At 71.1% G+C, this 23217-nt stretch carries 20 protein-coding genes; 6 read left to right on the forward strand and 14 right to left on the reverse strand.

Features of this window, described 5'->3' with window-relative positions:
* Positions 1 to 642 precede the first annotated feature (642 nt).
* Positions 643 to 1653 carry a tryptophan--tRNA ligase gene (gene trpS / locus AC07AG_RS22505; RefSeq protein ID WP_478757090.1) on the forward strand — a complete coding sequence of 337 codons (1011 nt, stop codon included), beginning with the start codon at positions 643 to 645 and terminating at the stop codon, positions 1651 to 1653.
* 93 nt (positions 1654 to 1746) lie between these two features.
* Here the strand turns inward: trpS and proC are convergent, their stop codons facing one another.
* The 5 genes from proC to AC07AG_RS22530 all read right to left on the reverse strand — a co-directional run bounded on the left by proC (position 1747) and on the right by AC07AG_RS22530 (position 5671).
* The gene (proC, locus tag AC07AG_RS22510; protein ID WP_478757092.1) at positions 1747 to 2559 is read right to left on the reverse strand and encodes a pyrroline-5-carboxylate reductase; all 813 of its coding nucleotides are present in this window, start codon (positions 2557 to 2559) and stop codon (positions 1747 to 1749) included.
* An 89-nt stretch (positions 2560 to 2648) separates the two neighbouring features.
* Positions 2649 to 3386: an ABC transporter permease gene (locus AC07AG_RS22515; RefSeq protein ID WP_478757094.1), complete on the reverse strand. Its 738-nt coding sequence runs from the start codon at positions 3384 to 3386 to the stop codon at positions 2649 to 2651.
* Positions 3383 to 4255, reverse strand: coding sequence for an ABC transporter ATP-binding protein (locus AC07AG_RS22520; RefSeq protein WP_478757096.1), 873 nt, complete (start codon positions 4253 to 4255; stop codon positions 3383 to 3385). Before AC07AG_RS22520 ends, AC07AG_RS22515 begins: the two co-directional genes overlap by 4 nt.
* A gap of 51 nt (positions 4256 to 4306) precedes the next feature.
* Positions 4307 to 5071, reverse strand: coding sequence for a class I SAM-dependent methyltransferase (locus AC07AG_RS22525; protein WP_478757098.1), 765 nt, complete (start codon positions 5069 to 5071; stop codon positions 4307 to 4309).
* Positions 5072 to 5155: 84 nt separating this feature from the next.
* Positions 5156 to 5671 (reverse strand): EamA/RhaT family transporter, encoded by a 516-nt coding sequence (locus AC07AG_RS22530; protein ID WP_478757100.1) that lies wholly within the window; start codon positions 5669 to 5671, stop codon positions 5156 to 5158.
* Positions 5672 to 5843: 172 nt separating this feature from the next.
* Between AC07AG_RS22530 and AC07AG_RS22535 the strand changes: the two genes are divergently transcribed.
* Positions 5844 to 8150 carry a protein kinase domain-containing protein gene (locus AC07AG_RS22535; protein WP_478757102.1) on the forward strand — a complete coding sequence of 769 codons (2307 nt, stop codon included), beginning with the start codon at positions 5844 to 5846 and terminating at the stop codon, positions 8148 to 8150.
* A 97-nt stretch (positions 8151 to 8247) separates the two neighbouring features.
* Here AC07AG_RS22535 and AC07AG_RS22540 read toward each other — a convergent pair whose 3' ends face one another.
* From AC07AG_RS22540 to AC07AG_RS22560, 5 genes are all read right to left on the reverse strand, one after another.
* Positions 8248 to 8559: an SH3 domain-containing protein gene (locus tag AC07AG_RS22540; protein ID WP_478757103.1), complete on the reverse strand. Its 312-nt coding sequence runs from the start codon at positions 8557 to 8559 to the stop codon at positions 8248 to 8250.
* Between the two features lie 189 nt (positions 8560 to 8748).
* Entirely contained in the window at positions 8749 to 10602 is a 1854-nt protein-coding gene (gene ilvD, locus AC07AG_RS22545; RefSeq protein ID WP_478757105.1) for a dihydroxy-acid dehydratase, read from the reverse strand.
* A gap of 144 nt (positions 10603 to 10746) precedes the next feature.
* Entirely contained in the window at positions 10747 to 11376 is a 630-nt protein-coding gene (locus tag AC07AG_RS22550) for a TetR/AcrR family transcriptional regulator (protein WP_478757106.1), read from the reverse strand.
* On the reverse strand, positions 11373 to 12197 hold the full coding sequence (locus tag AC07AG_RS22555; RefSeq protein WP_478757108.1) for a sugar phosphate isomerase/epimerase family protein: 825 nt from the start codon (positions 12195 to 12197) through the stop codon (positions 11373 to 11375). The genes AC07AG_RS22550 and AC07AG_RS22555 overlap by 4 nt, the downstream gene beginning before the upstream one ends.
* A 72-nt stretch (positions 12198 to 12269) precedes the next feature.
* Positions 12270 to 13202, reverse strand: a complete 933-nt coding sequence (locus AC07AG_RS22560; RefSeq protein ID WP_478757110.1) for a Ppx/GppA family phosphatase — start codon at positions 13200 to 13202, stop codon at positions 12270 to 12272.
* Between the two features lie 71 nt (positions 13203 to 13273).
* Between AC07AG_RS22560 and AC07AG_RS22565 the strand changes: the two genes are divergently transcribed.
* On the forward strand, positions 13274 to 14107 hold the full coding sequence (locus AC07AG_RS22565) for a DUF3109 family protein (protein WP_478757112.1): 834 nt from the start codon (positions 13274 to 13276) through the stop codon (positions 14105 to 14107).
* A gap of 45 nt (positions 14108 to 14152) precedes the next feature.
* Here the strand turns inward: AC07AG_RS22565 and AC07AG_RS22570 are convergent, their stop codons facing one another.
* Positions 14153 to 15859, reverse strand: coding sequence for a BACON domain-containing protein (locus tag AC07AG_RS22570; RefSeq protein WP_478757114.1), 1707 nt, complete (start codon positions 15857 to 15859; stop codon positions 14153 to 14155).
* A 187-nt stretch (positions 15860 to 16046) separates the two neighbouring features.
* Here AC07AG_RS22570 and radA point away from each other — a divergent pair, with 187 nt between their 5' ends.
* Together radA and disA are read left to right on the forward strand one after the other, a co-directional pair.
* Positions 16047 to 17456 carry a DNA repair protein RadA gene (gene radA / locus AC07AG_RS22575; protein WP_249588569.1) on the forward strand — a complete coding sequence of 470 codons (1410 nt, stop codon included), beginning with the start codon at positions 16047 to 16049 and terminating at the stop codon, positions 17454 to 17456.
* A 79-nt stretch (positions 17457 to 17535) separates the two neighbouring features.
* Entirely contained in the window at positions 17536 to 18660 is a 1125-nt protein-coding gene (gene disA / locus AC07AG_RS22580; RefSeq protein ID WP_361053464.1) for a DNA integrity scanning diadenylate cyclase DisA, read from the forward strand.
* 93 nt (positions 18661 to 18753) lie between these two features.
* Here disA and AC07AG_RS22585 read toward each other — a convergent pair whose 3' ends face one another.
* On the reverse strand, positions 18754 to 19566 hold the full coding sequence (locus tag AC07AG_RS22585) for a hypothetical protein (protein ID WP_478757117.1): 813 nt from the start codon (positions 19564 to 19566) through the stop codon (positions 18754 to 18756).
* Between the two features lie 184 nt (positions 19567 to 19750).
* Between AC07AG_RS22585 and AC07AG_RS22590 the strand changes: the two genes are divergently transcribed.
* Positions 19751 to 20404, forward strand: coding sequence for a phosphatase PAP2 family protein (locus AC07AG_RS22590; protein ID WP_478757119.1), 654 nt, complete (start codon positions 19751 to 19753; stop codon positions 20402 to 20404).
* 78 nt (positions 20405 to 20482) lie between these two features.
* On the opposite strand, the gene AC07AG_RS22595 is transcribed toward AC07AG_RS22590, so the two are convergent.
* Both AC07AG_RS22595 and AC07AG_RS22600 read right to left on the reverse strand, forming a co-directional pair.
* On the reverse strand, positions 20483 to 21136 hold the full coding sequence (locus AC07AG_RS22595; protein WP_478757121.1) for a response regulator transcription factor: 654 nt from the start codon (positions 21134 to 21136) through the stop codon (positions 20483 to 20485).
* Positions 21133 to 22821: a sensor histidine kinase gene (locus tag AC07AG_RS22600; RefSeq protein WP_478757122.1), complete on the reverse strand. Its 1689-nt coding sequence runs from the start codon at positions 22819 to 22821 to the stop codon at positions 21133 to 21135. The genes AC07AG_RS22595 and AC07AG_RS22600 overlap by 4 nt, the downstream gene beginning before the upstream one ends.
* Between the last annotated feature and the right edge of the window lie 396 nt (positions 22822 to 23217).

Raw genomic sequence — 23217 nt, forward strand, 5'->3', positions numbered from 1 at the left:
TTCGGTGTTTCTTTTTGTTCTTCGTTCTTGCGTTTCCGACTCTATCAGACTCTTTCGTGTCCGATTTTCCTCGGTGCCTTTCAGGTTTCCGCTCCTGCCTTTCGGCTTTCGCGTTTCCCTTTCCGGCGGTTCCGACTCTACCAGATCCTTTCGGGCCTGATTCCCAGTCAGCGGGGTTTGTCTTCCCGGCTGTTGGGCCGTTCCGACGAGTGAGACTTTAGCGGAATCCTGGCTCCCGACCTAATCGGGGGCGCCCTTTCGAACGCGGATTCCTCATTTCGCAAATACGCATGAAAACGAGCAGACGACGGGTCATCGAAGAGACACGACATCGATCGCTTGAATGGTTCTTGCGGAATGGCTGCCCGGGGACCGACCAAGGGTCGACGCTCACGTCGGGCAACTCGGAGAACACTACGTATGCGGTCTGGGCGTGTCAACCCCGGTACACGGCGGCCCCCGAGCGCTACTGTGGGAGCCGTGACTACGCATGCGCACACCCAGCTGTGGTGGGCCGCCTGACGGCGGCCGTACATACGCATGTACTCAACGGCTGCCGACTCGGCGGCCGTTTCTTGTTTCTCCCCTGGAGGATCCGGAGCCCGGTCGTCGGGCCGGCGGTCCTGACCAGGAGGCGGAGAGATGACGAGGATCTTCAGCGGGATCAAGCCGACAGGGCACCTGACCCTGGGCAACTACCTGGGCGCCGTACGGCAGTGGGCAGAGGTTGATCAGCACCGCGCGGAGTCGCTGTTCAGCATCGTCGATCTGCACGCCCTGACCGTGGACCACGATCCCGGCCGGGTGCGCAGGCTCAGTCGGCAGGCGGCGACGCTGTTGCTTGCGTCGGGGATCGATCCCGAGCGGGCCACCGTGTTCGTACAGAGTCATGTCGACGAGCACGCCCGGCTCTCGTATCTGCTGGAGTGCGTCGCGACTGACGGCGAGATGCGGCGGATGATCCAGTACAAGGAGAAGTCCGCGCTTGAGCGGGCCCGCGGCGGGAGTGTGCGTCTTTCGCTGCTCACCTATCCCGTGCTGATGGCGGCGGACATCCTGGCGTACGGGGCGGATCAGGTGCCGGTCGGTGACGACCAGGTACAGCACGTCGAACTCACCCGGGATCTGGCGGTGCGGTTCAACCAGCGGTACGGACACACGTTCGTGGTGCCGCGGGCCACGTACCCCAAGGTGGCGGCCAGGGTCATGGATCTGCAGGATCCGACGTCGAAGATGGGGAAGTCCGGCGATTCGGGGGCCGGGATCGTCTATCTGCTGGATGAGCCGGACGTCGTGCGGAAGAAGATCCTGCGCGCGGTCACGGACAGCGGGAGCGAGGTCGAGTACGACCGGGAGAACAAGCCGGGGATCTCGAACCTGCTGGAGATCCTGGCGTCCTGTGAGAGTGGGAACCCGGAGGGCTTGAGCGGTGTATATGAGTCGTACGGGGCTTTGAAGAAGGACACCGCCGACGCCGTGGTGGAGATGCTGAGGCCCGTGCAGGAGAAGCACAAGGAGCTGGTTGCTGATCCCGCGTATGTGGAGGAGGTGTTGCGGCGGGGGGCTGAGCGGGCCAGGGCGATGTCCAGGCCGACGGTGGACACCGCCTATCGCGCGATCGGTCTGCTGCCGCCGGTGAGCGAGGTGCAGTAGCGGGGTGCCGCCCGCTGTCCAGGGTGTCCGGGGTGTGCGGGGCCGCGTTGGGGGCGCGGCCGGTGCACGCCCCGGGGCCCCGGCTCCGGTCGGTCAGCTGTTGTTGCCGGAGGCCAGTTCGCGGCTGCGGTCGCGGGCGGCTTCGAGGGCGGCGATGAGGGCTGCTCGTACGCCGTGGTTCTCGAGTTCGCGGATGGCGTTGATGGTGGTGCCTGCAGGGGAGGTGACGTTCTCGCGGAGCTTGACCGGGTGTTCGCCGCTGTCGCGGAGCATCACGGCGGCGCCGATCGCGGCCTGGACGATGAGGTCGTGGGCCTTGTCGCGGGGCAGGCCGAGGAGGATGCCGGCGTCGGTCATGGCTTCGACCAGGTAGTAGAAGTACGCCGGGCCCGAGCCGGAGAGGGCGGTGCAGGCGTCCTGCTGGGTCTCGGGGACGCGCAGTGTCTTGCCGACGGCGCCGAAGATCGCTTCGGTGTGGGCGAGGTGGGCGGCCGTGGCGTGGCTGCCGGCGGAGATGACGGACATGCCCTCGTCCACGAGGACCGGGGTGTTGGGCATGACGCGGACGACGGGGGTGCTGTCGGCGAGGCGCTCCTCGATGAAGGAGGTGGTGATACCGGCGGCGGCGCTGATGACCAGGCGGTCGGGGGTGATGTGCGGGGCGAGTTCGTCGAGGAGGCGGCCCATGTCCTGCGGCTTGACGGCGAGGATGAGGGTGTCGGCCTGCTTGGCGGCTTCGGCGTTGCTGACGGGGTCCACGCCGTAGCGGGTGCGCAGTTCCGCGGCGCGTTCGGAGCGGCGGGTGGTGACCAGGAGGTCGGCGGGGGCCCAGCCGGCCCGGATCATTCCGCTGAGGAGGGCTTCGCCGATCTTGCCGGTGCCGAGGACTGCGACGGGCTGGGGCATGTGTGGGTCACCCTCCAGGTGCGGGTCAGCGCTTCGGTGTGGAGCGGGTCAGCGCATCAGCTTGGTGGGGTCATCCTCGCATTGGTGGGTCAGGCCGTGCGGCGGCGGAGGGTGGCGGCGCCGAGGGCCAGGACGAGTACAGCGCAGCTCGCGACGATGACGGCGTCGCGTACGAAGTCGCCGGTGACGGAGGAGTGGCGGAGGACTTCGTTCATGCCGTCCACGGCGTACGACATGGGGAGGACATTGGAGATCGCTTCGAGGGCCGGATGCATGTTGTCGCGCGGGGTGAACAGGCCGCAGAGGAGGAGCTGGGGGAAGATCACGGCCGGCATGAACTGGACGGCCTGGAACTCGGAGGCCGCGAAAGCGGAGACGAAGAGGCCGAGCGCCGTACCGAGCAGGGCGTCGAGGAGTGCGACCAGGAGCAGCAGCCAGGCGGAGCCGGTGACGTCGAGGCCGAGGGCCCACAGGGCGAGGCCGGTGGCGAGGACCGACTGGATGACGGCGAGGAATCCGAAGGCGAGGGCGTAGCCCGCGATGAGGTCGCCCTTGGCCAGGGGCATCGCGAGGAGGCGTTCGAGGGTGCCTGAGGTGCGTTCGCGGAGGGTGGCGATGGAGGTCACCAGGAACATCGTGATGAGGGGGAAGATGCCGAGGAGCGAGGCGCCGATGGAGTCGAATGTCTGCGGGCTGCCGTCGAACACGTAGCGCAGGAGCAGCAGCATCACGCAGGGGACGAACAGCATCAGCGCGATGGAGCGGGGGTCGTGACGGAGCTGCCGCAGGACACGGGCCGCGGTGGCGAGGGTGCGGTGGGTGTTCATCGGGGGCTCCTGGTGGAGGCGTTGCTGCTGGGGGTGGTGCTGGTGGGGGTGGTGTCGGCGTTCTTGGATGCGGCGATTGCCTCGTCGACGAGGTGGAGGAAGGCGGCTTCGACGGTTTCGGAGGCCGTGCGGGTGCGGAGGGCCTCCGGGGTGTCGTCGGCGAGGAGTTCGCCTTCGCGCATGAGGAGGAGGCGGTGGCAGCGTTCGGCCTCGTCCATGACGTGCGAGGAGACGAGGATCGTGGTGCCCCGGTCGGCGGCGATGGTGTGGAAGAGGTTCCACAGGTCGCGGCGGAGTACGGGGTCGAGGCCGACGGTGGGTTCGTCGAGCACGAGGAGTTCCGGGGCGCCGATGAGGGCCACCGCCAGGGAGACGCGGCTGCGCTGGCCTCCGGAGAGGTTGCCCGCGAGGGCGTCGGCGTGGCTCGTCAGGTCGACGTCGTCGATGGCTCGGGTGACGTGTTCGTGGCGGCGGTGGGCGGCGGGGCCGTGGCCGGGGTCCAGGACGGCGGCGAAGTAGTCCAGGTTCTGGCGGACGGTGAGGTCGTCGTAGACGGAGGGGTTCTGGGTGACGTAGCCGATGCGGGAGCGGAGGCCGGGGGCTCCGGCCGGTTGGCCGAGAACCTTCAGGGTGCCGGTGACTTTGGCCTGGGTGCCTACTGCTGCGCGCATGAGCGTGGACTTGCCGCAGCCTGAGGGGCCCAGGAGGCCGGTGATCTGGCCCTTCGGGACGGTGAAGTTCAGGGTGCGGAGGACTGTGCGGGGGCCTCGGACGACGGTCAGGTCCCTCGCCTCGATGGCAGGGGGTTCCGAGGCGCGGGGTTCCGAGGCAGGGGGCTCCGAGGCGCGGGGTTCCTCGATATTCATCATGTGATGATTATTGCGCCTCCGGCGCCGGGGGCGTCAAGGGGCGGGGGCCGCTCAGGGGGTGGGGCTGAGGGCCAACAGGAGGTCTGTTGCGTAGTACTCCTCGACGATCCCGGTGGGGAAGGTCTTCAGGAGTTCCGTGCGTTCCTCCGCGAGGAAGGCCGCCGTGCGGTCCTCGCCCAGGACCAGGAATGCCGAGTGGCTGCTGATGTTGGCCAGGTGGGATTCGAGGGGGATGCTGCGGCTCCAGCGGATCCGGTCGCTGCGGAAGTCCAGGGCCTTCGTCAGCTCGGCGGTGCGGTCAGCGGTCTTTCGCGCGCCGTCGTCGTATCCCAGGCAGCGGGCGATCCGGGCATCCTGCTCCGCGACCCACGGAACCGCCTGATCCGCGATGTTCCACCACAGGGCGAGCGCGCCGCCGGGGCGCAGCACGCGGAGGGCCTCCGGGACGGAGCGTTCCTGGTCCGTCCAGTGCCAGGCCTGGGCGTACGTGATGAAGTCGGCCGAGCCGTCCGCGAACGGCAGGTGGTCGCCGTCGCCCCGTACGAGAGGCGTGTCCGGCAGCGTGCGGCGGAACTCGCGCGCCATCCCGTCGCCCGGCTCCACCCCGACGACGTGGGCGCCGCGCTCCACCATGAGGGCGGTCGCGATGCCCGTGCCCGCACCGACGTCCAGCACGCGGGCACCGGCCAGGGGCCGGCCCGCCAGGTTCTCGACGGCGTTGAAGAGGGCGAGGGGATAGGAGGGGCGGTGGGCCGCGTACTGGGCGGCTGCCGCGTTGAAGGAGTGAGCACGGCGGTGCGAAGGGGCTGAAGTCATGCCGGTCATCCTTGCCCCAGGGGTCCGGGCTCCGTCACCCCTTGTCGTTCAAGTCGTCATTCAAGTTGTCGTTCAAGTTGTCGTTCAGGCCTTCTTCTTCTTTCGGGACGGGTTGCCCGTGCGGCGTGACGTGCGCTTCGCGTACTGCTCGCGGGCCGCCTCGTACTCCTCGCGGTGGAGCTTCTCGCCGGGGGCCTCGGTCAGGGAGCGGAAGAAGTAGGCGAGGAGGACGCCGACGAAACCGATCGTCATGAGGCCGCGCATCGACGACTGGGACGCCGGGTCGTGGCGGCGGGTGAACCCCTCCCAGGCGCGGCGGAAGGCGATCGCGCTGCAGATCGAGAACATGACGAGGACGAGGAAGTTCACGAACGTGCCCACGTCCGCGACCGCCATGCCCTCGTACGCGAAACGCAGCACGAAGCAGCCTGCGGCCGCCGCGAGCAGCGAGCCCGCCGCGACGCCGACGCGGCGCGCGCCGTAGCCGTTGTCGTGGCCGACCCAGGTGGTGCCGAAGAAGCGGAGGGGCTCGGGCTGCGGGCCGGGGGCCGTCGCGTCCGTCGCGGCCGTGCGGTCGGGGGTGCTGGAATCTGCGCTCACTCGTCGAGTATCGCCCGCGGTGGCCACGGGGCGGCGCGGGGCAGGGGTGAGGCGCGCCCTATTCGTCCCCCGCCTTGCCCTCCCGTACCACCCGACGGCTAGTTTGGGTGCCAGGACAGGTAAATGGGCCCATGCGAAAACCGGTGCACGCGGGACGGGGAGGTCGGGGAGAGTGTCGCTCCGCGGAGGTGACCCAGCTGAGATCGGCGGCTATCCGCTGGAGGCACGGCTCGGCGCGGGCGGCATGGGCACGGTCTTTCTGGCGCGTACGGCTTCGGGGCGCCCTGTCGCGATCAAGCTGATCCACCAGCAGTACGCCGGGGACGAGGAGTTCCGCATCCGCTTCCGGCAGGAGGTGGCGGCGGCGCGGCGGGTGAGCGGCGCGTTCACCGCCGCCGTGGTCGACGCCGATCCGGAGGCCGAGCACCCGTGGATGGCGACGGCCTATATAGAGGGGCACACCCTCGCCCAGCACATCGCCAAGAAGGGCCCCCTGACCGGCACCGACCTGCGCACGCTCGCCATCGGTCTGACGGAGGCGCTGCGCGACATCCACCGCGTGGGCGTCGTGCACCGCGACCTCAAGCCGTCGAACGTCGTGCTCTCGCCCGAGGGCCCGCGCGTCATCGACTTCGGCATCTCGCGCGCCGCGGACCAGCAGACGCTGACGATGACGGGGCGGGTCATCGGGACGCCGCCGTTCATGTCGCCCGAGCAGTTGCAGGCGCCGCGTGGGGTCGGGCCGCGGTCCGACGTCTTCTCGCTCGGTACGTTGCTGGTGTACGCGGCGACGGGGCAGGGGCCGTTCGACTCGGACAGCCCATATATGACGGCCTATCAAGTGGTGCACGAGGCACCGGAGTTGGATGCCGTTCCGGCCGCCCTGCGTGCGGTGGTCGAGCCGTGCCTCGCCAAGGACCCGGACGCGCGGCCGTCGGCGGACCAACTCCTCGAGCTGCTGCGGGACCTGCCGGTGGAGCTGGGGTCCGCGGCGGGTGTGCGGGGCAGCCGTACGCGGGACACGGATACGCAGCATCACCGGTCATCGGAACACGGGTCAGTGGATCCGGGGTCAGTGGATCACGGGACCGCCGGGCGTGACACCGCCGAAGCGTCCCTCGCCGCATCCGCACCCCCTGCCGAACCCACCGCCCCTGCCGCACCCGCCTCGCCCGAAGGCACCCTCATCGGCCGCGGCCTGCGCCGCCGCTGGCGTCCCGTGCTCGCGGCGGCCGTCGCCGTGGCCGCGCTCGGTGGCGGCATCGCGGCGCTCCAGCTCGGCTCGCCCGGCACATCCACCGGGGACGGCGGCGACGACGGCAAGGACCGCACGGTCGCGGCGGCCGAAGCGCCCCTGCCCGCCGGCTTCCGGCCGTGGCGCACGACCGTGCCCAACGACAAGGGCATCCCGGACGAGGTGCGGTGCGTGCCGCGCGGGGACGCGTTGTTCTGCGGGGGCGGCGGGGTCGTCGCCACCCGGCTGCGGATCTCCGACGGCAAGGAGATCTGGAAGGTCAAGAGCCCCGGTGTGCCCATGCAGGGCATGCACATCGTGGGCGCCACGAACGACACCGTCCTCGGCTACCGCCTCCCGCCGGAGACATCGTCCGACAAGCCCATCGAAGTGGTGGCGCTGGACGCCGGGACCAGCAAGGAACTGTGGTCCCGCCCGATCAGCGGCCAGTCCCAGATCTTCACCGGGCGGTCCCAGGACGTGGTCCTGTCCGGCTCGACCGTCCTGTCGGTCGACGCGGGCCGTACGCGGATCGAGGCCAGGGACGCGCACAGCGGACGCCTGCTCCGGTCGACGCCGTTCCCCGCCGGCTCGGAGTGCACGCCGGTCCCCGCGGGCCAGCGGATGTACGCGATGTGCGCGCCGGCCGCCGAAGTCGCGAACATCGAGGTGCACCACCCCGTTCTGCACACCCTCGACGTCAAGTCGGGGAAGTTCGGCAAGGGCATCGCGGTCCAGGGGCCCGTGCACCCGGTGGGCGGCGACGACGGCAGGCTCGTACTCCTCCATCAGCGGATGCAGGGCCCCGAGTTCGTCGGGTACGACAAGGTGCTGCGGGTCGACCCGGGCAGTGGCCGCGTCTCGTCACGGCCGCTGAAGAAGGTGTACGGCGCGACCCCCGGCGTCGTGGACGGCACCGTCTACTTCACCGAGCCGACCGGGATGATCAGTGCGGTCGATCCCGCGACCGGGCGCCGGAAGTGGTCCCGGCAGACCGGTGTGGAGGGGGCCTCCGGGCCGACGGCGAGCGGCGGTGCGCTGTACTTCAGCTCGCCCAGCGGGCGTGTGGTCGCCGTCTCGCCGCGGGGCAGGACCCTGTGGAACACCGATCCGCGGGTCGAGGGGCTCGCCGGTGAGGTGAACGCCAGTCCGCGGGTCGCCGTTTCGGGGCGTGTGGTCGTGGTGGCCGCGGCCAAGAACACGGTCTTCACGTTCGACGCGACGAAGCCGCCCAAGTCCGAGTGACCCTGGGCGGCTTCCCCTGCCGGATGCTGCCTGATGTGCCTCTTGCGTGCGGGGCTCAGTGGCGGTGGCTCAGTGGCAGTGGCTCAGTGGCGGTGGCTCAGCAGCGCGGAGCCACGTAGCCGTCGCTGCCCGTGCGGACGTACGTGTCGGAGACGTAGCGGCCGCTGCCGATGCGGTCCCAGAGCTTCGATGTGCCGGTCGGGCCCGTGATCTTCTCGCCGGGCTTCTGGCAGTGGATCGTCACTCGGGTGCCCGCCGAGACGCGGCCCACCTTGCTGTACGACGTGCCCGGTCCTGAGCGGACGTTGACGTCCGCGGCGATGGCGTACGTCCTTGCCGCCGCGGCCTCGATGGCCTCCGCGGATTCCGGCGCTATGACGTTCTCGGGCGCTATGACGTTCTCGCTCATGCTTCTCTCCCCCGTGAAGCGGCGGCTCGTGGCCTTGGCCGATCGGCCGCCCTTGGCATGTTCGTCACTGGGGGGACGCGTGGGCGAGGTGGGGTGGTTGCGGAACCCTCGTTACCGGTTCGCCGGGTTCGTCCTTCGAAGCCCCCCTGGCTCGCCAAGAGCCGGGGGGAGCTCCATGACGGGCTTGGATCAGCCCAGCTTCGACACGTCCCGCACCGCGCCACGGTCCGCGCTCGTGGCCATCGCCGCGTACGCCCGCAGTGCCGCCGAGACCTTGCGCTCGCGGGACTTGGGGGCGTAGACGCCGCCGAGTGCCTCGCGGCGGGCCGTCAGCTCCTCCTCCGGGACGAGCAGTTCGATGCCGCGGTTGGGGATGTCGATGCGGATGCGGTCGCCGTCCTCGACCAGGGCGATCGTGCCGCCGGACGCCGCCTCGGGCGACGCGTGGCCGATCGACAGGCCCGACGTGCCGCCGGAGAAGCGGCCGTCCGTGACCAGGGCGCAGGCCTTGCCGAGGCCGCGGCCCTTCAGGAACGAGGTGGGGTAGAGCATTTCCTGCATGCCGGGGCCGCCCTTGGGGCCCTCGTAGCGGATGACGACCACGTCGCCTTCCTTCACCTGCTTCTTGAGGATCTTGTCGACCGCTTCTTCCTGCGACTCGCAGACCACGGCCGGACCCTCGAACGTCCAGATCGACTCGTCGACGCCCGCCGTCTTCACGACGCAGCCGTCCACCGCGAGGTTGCCCTTGAGGACCGCGAGGCCGCCGTCCTTCGAGTACGCGTGGGCCGCGTCCCTGATGCAGCCGCCCGCGGCGTCCGTGTCCAGGGTGTCCCAGCGCTTCGACTGGGAGAAGGCCGTCGCCGAGCGCTCGCAGCCGGGGGCCGCGTGCCACAGCTCGACGGCCTCGTCCGACGGCGAACCGCCGCGCACGTCCCAGGTGTCGAGCCACTGCTTGATCGACGGGGAGTGGACCGTGTGCACGTCCTCGTTCAGGAGGCCCGCGCGGTACAGCTCGCCGAGGATCGCGGGGATGCCGCCGGCGCGGTGCACGTCCTCCATGTAGTACGTGCCGCCGGGCGCCACGTTCGGGGCGACCTTGGCCAGGCAGGGGACGCGGCGCGAGACCTCGTCCATGTCGGCGAGGTCGTAGTCGAGCTCGGCCTCCTGCGCGGCGGCGAGCAGGTGCAGGATCGTGTTCGTGGAGCCGCCCATGGAGATGTCGAGCGCCATGGCGTTGTCGAAGGCGGCGCGGGTGGCGATGTTGCGCGGCAGGACCGACTCGTCGTCGCCGTCGTAGTACCGCTTGGCGATCTCGACGACCGTCTCGCCCGCCTTCTCGTACAGCGCCTTGCGGGCGGTGTGCGTGGCGAGGACCGAGCCGTTGCCCGGGAGCGAGAGGCCGATGGCCTCGGTCAGGCAGTTCATCGAGTTGGCCGTGAACATGCCGGAACAGCTGCCGCAGGTCGGGCAGGCGTTCTCCTCGATGCGCAGGATGTCCTCGTCCGAGACGCTCTCGTCGACCGCGTCGCTGATCGCGTTGACCAGGTCGAGTTTTCGGACCGTGCCGTCGACCAGCGTGGCCTTGCCTGCCTCCATCGGGCCGCCGGAGACGAAGACCGTCGGGATGTTGAGGCGCAGGGCCGCGTTCAGCATGCCGGGGGTGATCTTGTCGCAGTTGGAGATGCAGATCAGGGCGTCGGCGCAGTGCGCCTCCACCATGTACTCCACCGAGTCCGCGATCAGGTCGCGGGAGGGGAGGGAGTACAGCATGCCGCCGTGGCCCATCGCGATGCCGTCGTCCACGGCGATCGTGTTGAACTCGCGCGGGATGGCGCCCGCGGCGACGATCGCCTCGGAGACGATCCGGCCGACCGGCTGCAGGTGGGTGTGGCCCGGGACGAACTCGGTGAAGGAGTTGGCGACGGCGATGATCGGCTTTCGCCCGATGTCCGCGCCGGGTACACCGGAGGCACGCATAAGGGCGCGTGCGCCCGCCATGTTGCGGCCGTGGGTGACTGTGCGGGACCTGAGCTCGGGCATCGTCGCTCGCTCCTTCTGAGTTCTCAGAGACATAGGAATCGACTGTTTCGAGGGTACGCCGACCCTCCACGATCTGGACAGGCTGTCCGGATGGCGGAACGGCCGTCTCGGTCAGCGGCCGACGGGACGGCGTACGCGAGGGGGTCAGGGGCCGGTCAGGTGCCCCTGCACCACCGGCGCGATCCGCGCGATGATCGCCTCCGGGTCCGCGGACGCGAGCGGCTCCACCTGGATCACGTACCGCAGCATCGCCGTGCCCACCAGCTGCGCGGCCGCCAGTTCCGCCCGCAGTTCCGCGTCCGGCTGGTCGACCTGACGCGCCACCCTGCCGAGCAGCTGCGTCGCGATGAGGCGGCGGAAGACGGCCGCCGCGGTGTCGTTGTTCACCGCCGAGCGCACGATCGCGAGCAGCGGTACGCGGGTGGCGGGGTTCTCCCAGACGCCGAAGATGAAGCGGGTCAGGCGCTCACCGATGCCGTCGAGCGGGCCGTCCTCGATCGCGGCGGGCGCTTCGAGCGCGGGCGCGAAGGCCACCTCGATCGCCGACGCGAAGACCTGCTCCTTCGTGCCGAAGTAGTGGTGCACGAGCGCCGAGTCCACCCCGGCCGCCTTGGCGATCCCGCGCACGGACGTCTTCTCGTACCCACGGGCGGAGAACTCGGTGCGGGCCGCCTCGAGGATGCGGTCCCGCATCGCCGGGCCCTCGGCGGACTGCGTACGGGAGGGGCGCCCCCTGCGGCGCGGAGCCCCGGCGTCCGGTGCCGGGTCCGTCACGAGCGGGGCACCTTCACCGCGGACGCCAGGTGCAGCCGCGTGTAGGCGAGGGCCTCGGCGAGATCGGCCTCACGTTCGGCGCTGGACATCGCGCGCCGCGTATTGACCTCGATGACGACGTGCCCGTCGAAGCCGCTCGTCGCGAGGCGCTCCAGGAGCTCGGCGCACGGCTGCGTGCCGCGACCCGGCACCAGGTGCTCGTCCTTGGCGGAGCCCTTGCCGTCGGCGAGATGGACGTGGCCGAGGCGGTCGCCCATGCGGTCGATCATCTCCATCGCGTCCGTGCGGGCGGTCGCGGTGTGGCTGAGGTCGACCGTGAAGTGGCGGTAGTCGTCCTTGGTGACGTCCCAGTCGGGGGCGTAGGCGAGCATCTCCCGGTCGCGGTAGCGCCACGGGTACATGTTTTCGACGGCGAATCGGACGTCCGTCTCGTCCGCCATCCGCCAGATGCCCTCCACGAAGGCGTTCGCGTACCCGCGCTGCCAGCGGAAGGGCGGATGCACGACGACGGTCGACGCGCCCAGCTTCTCGGCGGCGGCCTGCGCCCGCTGGAGCTTCACCCAGGGGTCCGTGGACCACACGCGCTGCGTGATCAGGAGACACGGGGCGTGGACAGCGAGGATGGGGATCTGGTGATAGTCGCTGAGTCTGCGCAGGGCCTCGATGTCCTGGCTGACGGGGTCGGTCCACACCATGACCTCGACACCGTCGTAGCCCAGGCGTGCCGCTATCTCGAAGGCCGTCGCCGTCGACTCCGGATAGACCGAGGCCGTCGACAGGGCGACCTTCGCATCCGGGATGCGCACCACTGGTTCTGCCACGAGGGACAGCGTACGGGCCGCGCCTGGGCGCCGGGGAGGTGGTCCAGGTGGTCTCCCGCACACCCGGGTGCCCTAGCTCGGCGGGAGGTGGTCGAGCCTGCGCAGGATCACGCCCTCGCGCAGCGCCCACGGACAGATCTCCAGCGTCTCGACCCCGAAGAGATCCATCGCACCCTCGGCGACGAGCGCCCCCGCGAGCAGCTGTCCGGCCCGCCCTTCGGAGACTCCGGGCAGCTCGGCCCGTTCCTCCGCCGTCATCGCGGCCAGCTGCGGGACCCAGTCCTCCAGGGACTTGCGCTTCAGCTCGCGCTGGACGTAGAGGCCATCGGCGGAGCGGGCCGCGCCCGCGAGCCTGGCCAGCTGCTTGAAGGTCTTGGACGTCGCCACGACATGGTCCGGGGCCCCGAAGCGGCTGAACTCGCCCACGGTGCGCGCGATCTGGGCGCGCGCGTGCCGACGCAGCGCCTTCACGTCGGCGGGGTCCGGCGGGTCCTGGGCCAGCCACGCCGAGGTCAGACGGCCCGCGCCGAGCGGCAGGCTGACCGCGGCGTCCGGCTCCTCGTCGATGCCGTACGCGATTTCGAGCGAGCCGCCGCCGATGTCGATGACCAGGAGCTTTCCCGCCGACCAGCCGAACCAGCGGCGGGCCGCGAGGAAGGTGAGGCGGGCCTCCTCGGCTCCGGTGAGGACCTGCAGGTCGACGCCGGTCTCCTCCCTGACCCGGGCGAGGACCTGGTCGGCGTTGCTGGCCTCGCGGACCGCGGAGGTCGCGAACGGCAGCAGGTCCTCCACGCCCTTGTCCTCGGCGGCCTCCATCGCGTCACGGACGGTGTTGACCAGGCGGTCGACGCCTTCGGGGCCGATCGCACCGGCGTCGTCGAGGAGTTGGGCGAGGCGCAGGTCGGCCTTGTGCGAATACGCGGGCAGCGGGCGCGCGCCGGGGTGGGCATCCACCACCAGCAGATGCACCGTGTTCGAACCTACGTCGAGGACACCGAGTCTCATATACGGAACGCTACTGCGCGTACGGCGGTCGCTGGTCCTCGGACCGGGCACCGCACGCATACCCTGGAGACGTGCCAAAGACGAAAAAGGCGAAGACCGACAAAACGAAGTCGAAGAATAAGTCGGGGAAGCCGGAGAAGGTGCAGAAGTCCCAGCCGGACGAGAAGGGCCTCGACTTCGCCCGCGCCTGGGTGGAGTTCCCGGATCCCGCGGACGACGAGCAGGTCTTCCGTTGCGATCTGACATGGCTGACCTCTCGGTGGAGCTGCATCTTCGGCAGTGGCTGCCAGGGCATCGCTGCGGGCCGTGCGGACGACGGCTGCTGCACGCTGGGCGCGCACTTCTCGGACGAGGACGACGAGAAGCGGGTCGCCGAGTCCGTGGCGCGGCTCACGCCGGACATCTGGCAGCACCACGGCATCGGTACGGAGACCGGCTGGGTCTCGACGGACGACGACGGCGAGCGCCAGACGCGTCCGTACAACGGCTCCTGCATCTTCCAGAACCGCCCCGGTTTCGCCGGGGGCGCGGGGTGCTCGCTGCACATCCTCGCGCTGAAGGAGGGGCGCGAGCCGCTGGAGACGAAGCCGGACGTCTGCTGGCAGTTGCCGGTCCGGCGGACGTACGAGTGGATCGACCGGCCCGATGACACGCGGATCCTGCAGGTGTCCATCGGGGAGTACGACCGGCGGGGCTGGGGCCCCGGTGGCCATGATCTGCACTGGTGGTGCACGTCGGCGACGTCGGCGCACGGCGCGGGCGATCCCGTGTACGTCTCCTACCGCCCTGAGCTGACGGAACTGATGGGCAAGGAAGGCTACGACCGGCTCGCCGAGCTGTGCGAGGAACGTCTGGCGTCTCAGCTGCCCTTGCTTGCACCGCACCCTGCGGATCCTTCGCGGTAGAGGAACCCCGACCCCGCCCCTTCCCGGGGCGGGGTCGGGGAAGAACTAGCCCTCGCTCGGACTCGGGCCACCGCTGTCACTCGGCGGCGGCGTCGAATTCCCCGGGTCCGACGGAGTGGGCGTCGGATCCGGCGAGGTCGGGGTCGGGTCCGGCTCCGACGGTGTGGGGGTCGGGTCCGGAGTCGAGGGGGTGGGCGTCGGCTTCGGCGGGGTCGGCTTCGGGGTCGGCCGGGGGCCTGGATGTGTCGGGCGTCCCGATCCGTTGCCGTACCCGTCGATCGAGACGATCGCGCCCGAGGGGGCGACGGAGACCCGTGCGCTCCAGTGGCCCGCCGGCTCCCGCGCGTGATCGACGTACACCCGGATCGTGAACGTCTCCCCCGGCGCGAGCGTCCCGGAGGACCGGCTGAGGTAGAGCCAGGACGCCCCCGAACTCGCCGACCAGTGGACCGGCTCGCCCCCCGATGCGGAGAGCGTGATCAGCGTCGTGCCGCCGCTCGGCTGCGCCGAGACGGTCAGGCGTCCCGCGCCCGTCCCCGAGCGGGACGGCGGCGAACCGGCGCTGATGACCTCCACGGAGACGTCCGGCGAGCGGCTGCCCGCGGTGAAGCGGGGGTCGGGCGGTGTGTGGGCATTGCCCGCGTTCTCGTAGTCCTCGCGTCTGCGGTCGCCGTTCATCCCGTCGTCCCCGGACTCGCTCGCGCTGACCGAGCGCCCGTCCTGGCCCTCACCGGTCAGCGGCGCCCCGCGATACGCCGCCCAGAGCGCGAGCACCGGGGCCGCCACCACGGTGGCGACGACCGTCGTCGTCACGGCACGCGCGCGCATCCGGTCCCGGCGCGCGGCGTGGTCCTTGGGGTCCACCGGGAATCCGCGCCGGTCGAAGCGCGGACCGGCGCCCCGCGCGCGCGGGACGTGCGCCATCGCCACGTGCACGGCGGCCCGCGGGGCCTCGATGACGGGCAGCGCGGCCGGGGACGCCGCCGTGCCGGGCCAGGCACCGGATCCGGCGCGCTCGGCGGTGCGGCGGCAGCGCGGGCAGTCGTCGACGTGCCGGACGAGCTCGCGGCGCAGGGCCGTGCCCAGGAGGAGCTGGTTGTCGCCGGTGAGGCGGGCGACGATCGGGCAGGTGCCGGTCTCCACCACGGCGAGCGCGGCCCGGGTGCGCTCCACCTCGCAGGCCGCGGACGCCAGGAGGTCGCGGGTCTTGGCGACGTCCATGCCGACGACCGCGGCGACCTCCTGCGGGGAGAGCTGGTGACGTACAGCAAGCTCCAGGGCCTCGCGCTGCTCGGGCGTCGTCCCGGCGGCCTCGGGCCAGGCCAGCTGGGCGAGTTCACGGCGACGCTGCCGCTGCGTCTCGTCCGGGGGCTCGGCGGGCTCGGCGGCCTTCGGGGCGCGGGAGGCCGGTCCGGAGGCGTGCGCGCCCTGGCGCTTGCGCTTGGCGTCGGCGAGGGCGCGCAGGCAGACCCAGCGCGCGAGTGCGTACAGCCAGGACTTCAGTTCGGTCTCGGATGACGGGACGCGTGAGCCGCGGCGCTCGGCGATGGCGAGCACGTCGCCCAGGGCCGCGGTCGCGGCGTCGTGATCGCAGAGCACGGACAGGCAGTACGTGAACAGGCCGTCCAGACAGGGCTCATAGCGTGCGGGCGGCGCCTGCGGCACCGAACGGGGCACAACGCGCTGGCGCGCGTCACGATGCGCCCGGTGTGCGCCGGTTGCTTGCGTGGGGGATTCCGGCCTGCTGCTCATCACCCGTGCGAAGTTAGGCGGATGATGCCGTGCCCTTCCTCCACCTTGAGCACATTTAATCCTTACGGGTGAACAGATCCCTCAAAAGGGGACAGGAACCCATGATTCCGTGACCCGCGCCGCCAGTGATCCGGATCGCGTACGCCACTGTCCGTGCTTGTCAGTGGTGCCCGCTACGGTTCGGTTCATGGCCACCCGTACGAAGTCCGGCAAAGACCGGCCGTCCTATCGCTGCACCGAGTGCGGCTGGCAGACGGCCAAGTGGCTCGGCCGCTGCCCCGAGTGCCAGGCCTGGGGGACGGTCGAGGAGTACGGAGCGCCCGCGGTCCGCACCACCGCCCCCGGCCGCGTCACCTCCTCCGCCCTGCCCATCGGCCAGGTCGACGGCCGCCAGGCCACCGCACGCTCCACCGGCGTGCCCGAGTTCGACCGCGTCCTGGGCGGCGGCCTCGTCCCCGGCGCCGTGGCGCTGCTCGCGGGCGAGCCGGGCGTCGGCAAGTCCACGCTGCTCCTGGACGTCGCGGCGAAGTCGGCGAGCGACGAGCACCGCACGCTCTATGTCACCGGCGAGGAGTCGGCCAGCCAGGTCCGGCTGCGCGCCGACCGCATCAAGGCCATCGACGACCACCTCTATCTGGCGGCGGAGACCGATCTCGCCGCCGTCCTCGGTCACTTGGACGCGGTGAAGCCGTCCCTCCTGATCCTCGACTCGGTCCAGACGATCGCGTCGCCGGAGATCGACGGGGCGCCGGGCGGCATGGCCCAGGTCCGCGAGGTGGCGGGCGCGCTGATCCGCGCGTCCAAGGAGCGCGCGATGTCCACGCTCCTGGTCGGCCATGTCACCAAGGACGGCGCGATCGCGGGCCCCCGCCTCCTGGAGCACCTCGTGGACGTCGTCCTGTCCTTCGAGGGCGACCGCCACGCCCGCCTCCGTCTCGTACGGGGCGTCAAGAACCGTTACGGGACGACGGACGAGGTCGGCTGCTTCGAACTGCACGACGAGGGCATCACCGGCCTCGCCGACCCCAGCGGCCTCTTCCTCACGCGCCGCACGGAGGCCGTCCCCGGCACCTGTCTGACGGTCACGCTCGAAGGCCGCCGCCCCCTGGTGGCCGAGGTCCAGGCGCTCACCGTCGACTCCCAGATCCCCTCCCCCCGGCGCACCACCTCCGGCCTTGAGACCTCGCGCGTCTCGATGATGCTGGCCGTCCTGGAGCAGCGGGGCCGCATCACGGCACTCGGCAAGCGCGACATCTACAGCGCGACCGTCGGCGGCGTGAAGCTCTCCGAGCCGGCCGCCGACCTCGCGATCGCCCTCGCCCTGGCCAGCGCGGCCAGCGACACCCCGCTGCCGAAAAATCTCGTCGCGATCGGCGAAGTAGGCCTTGCGGGCGAGGTCAGACGGGTCACGGGAGTCCAGCGCAGGCTGGCCGAAGCGCACCGTCTGGGCTTCACACACGCCCTCGTCCCGGCCGACCCGGGCAAGGTCCCGCCCGGTATGAAGGTCACCGAAGTCGCCGACATGGGGGACGCCCTGCGTGTCCTTCCGAGGTCGCGTCGCAGAGAGGCCCCACGGGAGGACGAAGAGCGCCGGTAGACTTTGCCCTGGTCTCGCCCATCCGTACGAAGTAGACGTACGGACCGGGGCTTGGACAACCCGCGACCCGAGGAGTGCAGTGGCAGCCAACGACCGGGCGTCAGCTCCCGGCAAGCCCGGCGGAAGCTCCGGTGCCGAAGGGCTGATGCGCGCCTCCCTGAGCGCGGTCGCGCCCGGCACGGGCCTGCGCGACGGACTCGAGCGCATCCTCCGCGGCAACACCGGAGGGCTCATCGTCCTCGGCTGGGACAAGACCGTCGAGTCGATGTGCACCGGCGGATTCATCCTGGACGTCGAGTTCACGGCGACGCGCCTGCGCGAGCTCTGCAAGCTCGACGGCGGCATCGTCGTCGACAAGGACATCACCAAGATCCTGCGGGCGGGCGTGCAGCTCGTGCCCGACCCGACGATCCCCACCGAGGAGACGGGCACCCGGCACCGCACCGCGGACCGCGTGTCCAAGCAGGTGGGCTTCCCCATCGTCTCCGTCTCCCAGTCCATGCGCCTCATCGCGCTCTACGTGGACGGGCAGCGCAAGGTCCTGGAGGACTCGGCGGCGATCCTGTCCCGCGCGAACCAGGCCCTCGCGACCCTTGAGCGCTACAAGCTGCGCCTGGACGAGGTGGCGGGCACGCTGTCCGCCCTGGAGATCGAGGACTTGGTGACGGTGCGGGACGTCACCGCGGTCGCCCAGCGCCTTGAGATGGTGCGCCGCATCGCCACGGAGATCGCCGAGTACGTGGTGGAGCTGGGCACGGACGGCCGTCTTCTCGCCCTGCAGCTGGACGAGTTGATCGCGGGCGTCGAGCCCGAGCGCGAACTGGTCGTCAGGGACTACGTACCGGAGCCGACCGCCAAGCGTTCCCGCACGGTCGAGGAGGCGCTCTTCGAGCTGGACGCGCTGACCCATGCGGAGCTGCTCGAACTGCCCACGGTAGCGCGGGCGTTGGGTTACACCGGCTCCCCGGAGGCGCTGGACTCCGCGGTCTCGCCGCGTGGCTTCCGTCTGCTCGCCAAGGTGCCGCGCCTTCCCGGCGCGATCATCGACCGTCTCGTGGAGCACTTCGGGGGTCTGCAGAAGCTGCTCGCCGCGAGCGTCGACGACTTGCAGACGGTGGACGGGGTGGGTGAAGCGCGGGCCCGGAGCGTCCGGGAGGGGCTTTCCCGCCTCGCCGAGTCGTCGATCTTGGAGCGGTACGTCTAGAGGGTGCCGCTGGGTGGGTGGTGGGTCTCCCGCCCACCACCCGATTGCCCCGAAGTTCCTGAGTCCCTAGGTCCCTAAGTCCCGAAGACCCGCTCAGGCCTCTTCGAGCACGAACGACGTCTTCACCGAACCCAGGCCCGGTGACTTCGCCTCGACGAGGTAGGTCCCCGCCCCCGCGACTCCCGCCGAAGGCGAAGCGCACTTCGGCTCGCTCCCCCGGCCGTCCCACTGGACGGTGTGCGTGACGCGCCCGTCGCCCGGCACCCGCAGCAACAGGCTCCCGCCACCGGCGGGGCAGTCCGCCGAGGACCAGATCTCCTTGTCGCCGTCGGCCTGAGTGATCGTCAGCACCGTCTTCTTGCCGCCGAGATCCACCTTGCAGGCCTTGCCCGCGCTGTTCTGGGCGATGAGCTCGAACTTGGGCTTCTCGCCGATCTCGTACGTGTTGTGGATGCTCCGCAGCTTCAACTTCACGTCGCCGCTCACGCAGTTGGGCAGGCTCGACCCCGCGGGCAGCTGTCCGCCCGCACCGCCGCCGCCCTTGGCGCCGTCGTCCGAGCCTCCGGCACCGCCGCCGGAACCTCCCGAGCCGCCGGACCCCCCGGAGTCACCGTCGCCGCCCGAGCCGCCGGAGCCCGAGCCGCCGTCGCCCTCGTCGTCCGACTCGTCGCGCCCGCCCGGCTGTTCGCTGATGGCGGGCCCCGAGCTGGAAGGTCCTGGCGTGATGGAGGTGGCAGGGCCGGAGCCCGACGGGCCGTCGGCGCCGTTCTTCTGGCCCCCACCCCCCAGGGTGAGGACCCACACGACTAGAAGCGCCATCAGCCCGATCAAGGACAGCAGAACGGCCCTCCGACGCCAGTAGATGGTGGAGGGAAGCGGCCCGACCGGATTGCGCAGAGATCCCACGGCCCAAACCTTACGAGAGATCCGCGCCTTGTCCTGCCCCACCCGCCGCCCTGAGCAACAAAGTTTGCGGATCATCATCACGGAACGGAGGACTCCGCTTCTGCACCCCTGTCTTTCGTCAGGGGTCGTAACCGGTCGATCGCCCCATGTGACGATTCGGGCCCACTACGTACCGTCCGTAATCATGGACACCATGGACGACGATCTCTATCGCGATGTCACCGACTTCGCCCACGACACCCCCACCTGGTTCCAGCACCTCGCCGAGGTGTGGACGGAGCTCGGACTGCTGCTCTTCGGCGTGCTCTTCATCGTCGCCTGGTGGCGAGCGCGGCGCGGCGACCCGCGCGCCCTCGCGATAGCTGTTCTCGCGCCCCTCGTCACGGCGGTGGCGTATGTGTGCAGCGAGTTGCTCAAGTCCGCGGTCGACGAGGAGCGCCCGTGCCGGGCCGTCGCAGGGGCGGTCACCTCGATCGTCGAGTGCCCGGCGTACGGCGACTGGTCCTTCCCCAGCAACCACTCGACGATCGCGGGTGCCGCGGCCGTCGGCCTCGCGCTCGCCTGGCCGCGGATCGCCGCGCTCACGCTGCCGATGGCCGTGCTCATGGCGTTCTCGCGGGTCTTCGTGGGCGTGCACTATCCGCATGACGTGCTGGTGGGGCTGCTCCTCGGCGCCGTGCTCGCCTTCATCCTCGTACGTCTGACGACGCGGCCCGTGGCACGGGTCGTCGAGGCGATGCGCGGTTCCTCGACGGGCGTCGTCAGGTGGTTCGCGGGTCCGGGCAGTCCGACGCCGGAGGTGACGTCGCACCGGCGGCCCGCGTCGCACCGCCGCTGAGGCGCCGACCGCTGAGGCACCGACCGCTCTGGCGCCGCCGCTGAGGCGTCACCCGCTCTGGCGCCGACCGCTCTGGCGTCAGAGCCGCACAAGTCCCGCCTCATAGGCGACGATCGCCGCCTGGACGCGGTTCTTGACCCCGAGCCGGTCGAGGACCGCGCTCACGTACGCCTTGACCGTGCCCTCGACCAGATGGAGCCGGGCGGCGATCTCCGGGTTGGAGAGCCCCTCCCCGACGAGCCCGAGCACTTCGCGCTCGCGCGGGGTGAGGACCGCGGTCCTGGCGCGGGCGTCGGCGCCGCGGACCGTGCGCTGCGCGCCGTAGCCGTCGATGACGTGGCGGGCCACCTTGGGCGAGAGGAAGGCGGCGCCGCCGGCCACAGCGCGTACGCCCGCGATGAGTTCGTGCGGGTCGCCGGACTTCAGCAGGAAGCCGGTGGCTCCGCCGCTCAGCGCCCGTGCGACGTACGCGTCCTCGGAGAAGGTCGTCAGCATCGCGACCGCGGTCCCGGGCACCGTCCGTACGATCTCCTCGCCCGCGGCGAGACCGTCGAGCCCCGGCATGCGGATGTCGAGCAGCGCGACGTCCGGCCGGTGGGCCTGGGCGAGGGCGACGGCATCCCGCCCGTCGCCCGCCTCGGCGACGACCTCGATGTCCTCGCCCGCGCCGAGGATCGCGCGGACGCCCGCGCGGATCATGGCCTCGTCGTCGGCCAGCAGTACGCGGATCACCGCACCCACTCCTTCTCGTGCTCCCGCACCTCGGCACGCATCTCGCCACGCACCTCGCCACCGGCCCCTGCCTTGGGGATCACGCTCTTCTCCACGACGACGCCGGCCTTGAAACAGACCCTGAAGTGCTCGACGGTGACGAAGAGTTCTCCGCTGGCCCGGTAGTAGCGGCAGTCCGCGCCTTCGGGGGGCGGGGTCGGGGCGCGTTCCTCGGGCGGATCGGACGCGGCTCTGTCGGGCAGCAGCCGTTCGGCCTCGGCCTGCGGCCCGCCGACCGTGAGCCGGGCGAAGTCGGCCGGTTCGAGGACGGCGTGCGACCGGGAGTACGCGTACCAGGCGAAGGCGCCGCCGACGAGGAGTACCCCGGTGGCCAGGGCGGCCCCGAAGGCCAGCACGGTCAGCCGGCGCGCGTGCGCGAGGCCGGGGGCGGGGGCAGGCGGGGCCGGGCGCGGATCCGGGGCCGGGCGCGGATCCGGGGCCTCGCCCTCCGCGGGGAGCCGCGCGACGACCCGGAAGCCGTCGCCGTGCGGTCCGGCGTCGAACGTGCCGCCGAGGTCTTCGACCCTGGCCCGCAGGCCGAGGAGGCCCGAACCCGCGCCGGACCCCGAGCCGGGTTCCTTGGCGGGTCCGTTGGTGACGACGACGGCGGCCTTCGTCACCTCGACCGTCACGTGAGCGCCGGGGGCGTGCCTGGCGGCATTGGTCAGGGCTTCCTGGACTACGCGGTAGACGGTTCGCTCGGACTCCGTCCCGGTCGATGTCTGAAGCAATGTCCCGGTCGATGTTCCGGTTGATGTCCGAAGCAATGTCCCGGTCGATGTCCCGCTCGATGTCCCGGTCAATTCCGCAGGGGGCGCCTCACCCCCCTCGACGAACTGAACCGCCAGCCCCGAATCGGCGGCGCGCTCCACCAGGGCGCGCACGCTCTCGCCCGCCGGGGCGAGCGGCGCGACCTCGTCGCCCTCTTCCCGCAGAAGGCCGATGATCTCGTGCAGCCGGTCCGTGGCGTCCGATGCGGCCACGCGCAGGTCGGCGACGGCGCCGCGGTGCCGTTCCGGCAGATCGGCGGCCACCTGGAGTGCGCCCGCCCGCACCGCGATGAGGCTCAGTTCGTGCCCGAGGGAGTCGTGCATGTCCTGGGCGATGCGGGCTCGCTCCCGCAGCCGGGCCCGGTCGGCGACGATGCGCTGCTCGCGCTCCAGCTGGGCGGCGCGGGACCAGCCTGCGGCGGCGAGTTCGCGGCCCTGGCGGAGGTAGCGGCCCGCGAGCCACGGGAAGACGGCCCCGAAGAGGAGCGTCCCCATGAGCACGAGCCACTCCACGACAGGGTCGACCCCGCGTACGACGATCTTGGCTGTCCCCACCAGGGCGACGGCCCCGAAGAGGAGCAGGGCGGGCCGGAGGCGATCGGCCCTGCGGCCCATGAGCAGGGCGAAGACGGCGAGGGCGGGGCCGTACGAGAGGGTGAACAGGGACGGTGCCGCCGCCAGCTCCAGCCCTGCTGCTGCCGCGAAGGCGACCAGTGGCCTGCGTCGCCAGACGGCCACTGCGAGGCCGAGCACGGCGATTCCCGCGGCCTGTTGCCAACCCGGGCGGGGCTCGTTCAGGCCCAGTCGGTCCGCCGTCAGCGCGGGCAGGGCGAGGACTGCCCAGAGTAGGGCGTCCTGCCCACGTCTGCTCTTCACCTCCGCGACGCTACTTCCCGGGGGCCCGGGCCCGCCCCTGCCGATCGTCAGGTCCTCGCCCTTGAGCAGCGGACGGTCTCTCCCACCCACCCGCCCGTCACCCCGCATCCGCCCCTGCACGAACAAGCTCTCCCGCCCACCCACCCGATTGCCCCGCGGTGACAAGGGTGGGTGAGGGCCGTGAGGGGGTGGGTGGGGAGCGCCTCCCGGCGTGGGGCGGGTGGGGGACGCGCGCCACGTACCGGGTGAGGGTCGTGCGGGGGTGGGCGGGTGGGGAGCGCTTCCCGGCGTGGGGGCGGGTGGGAGACGCGCGCCACGCACCCCACGCAAGGGTGAGTGAGAGCCCTACAGGGGCGGGCGAGGAAGGCCTCCAGGCGTGGAGGTGGGTGGGAGACG

It is taken from the genome of Streptomyces sp. NPDC044044 (assembly GCF_056434405.1).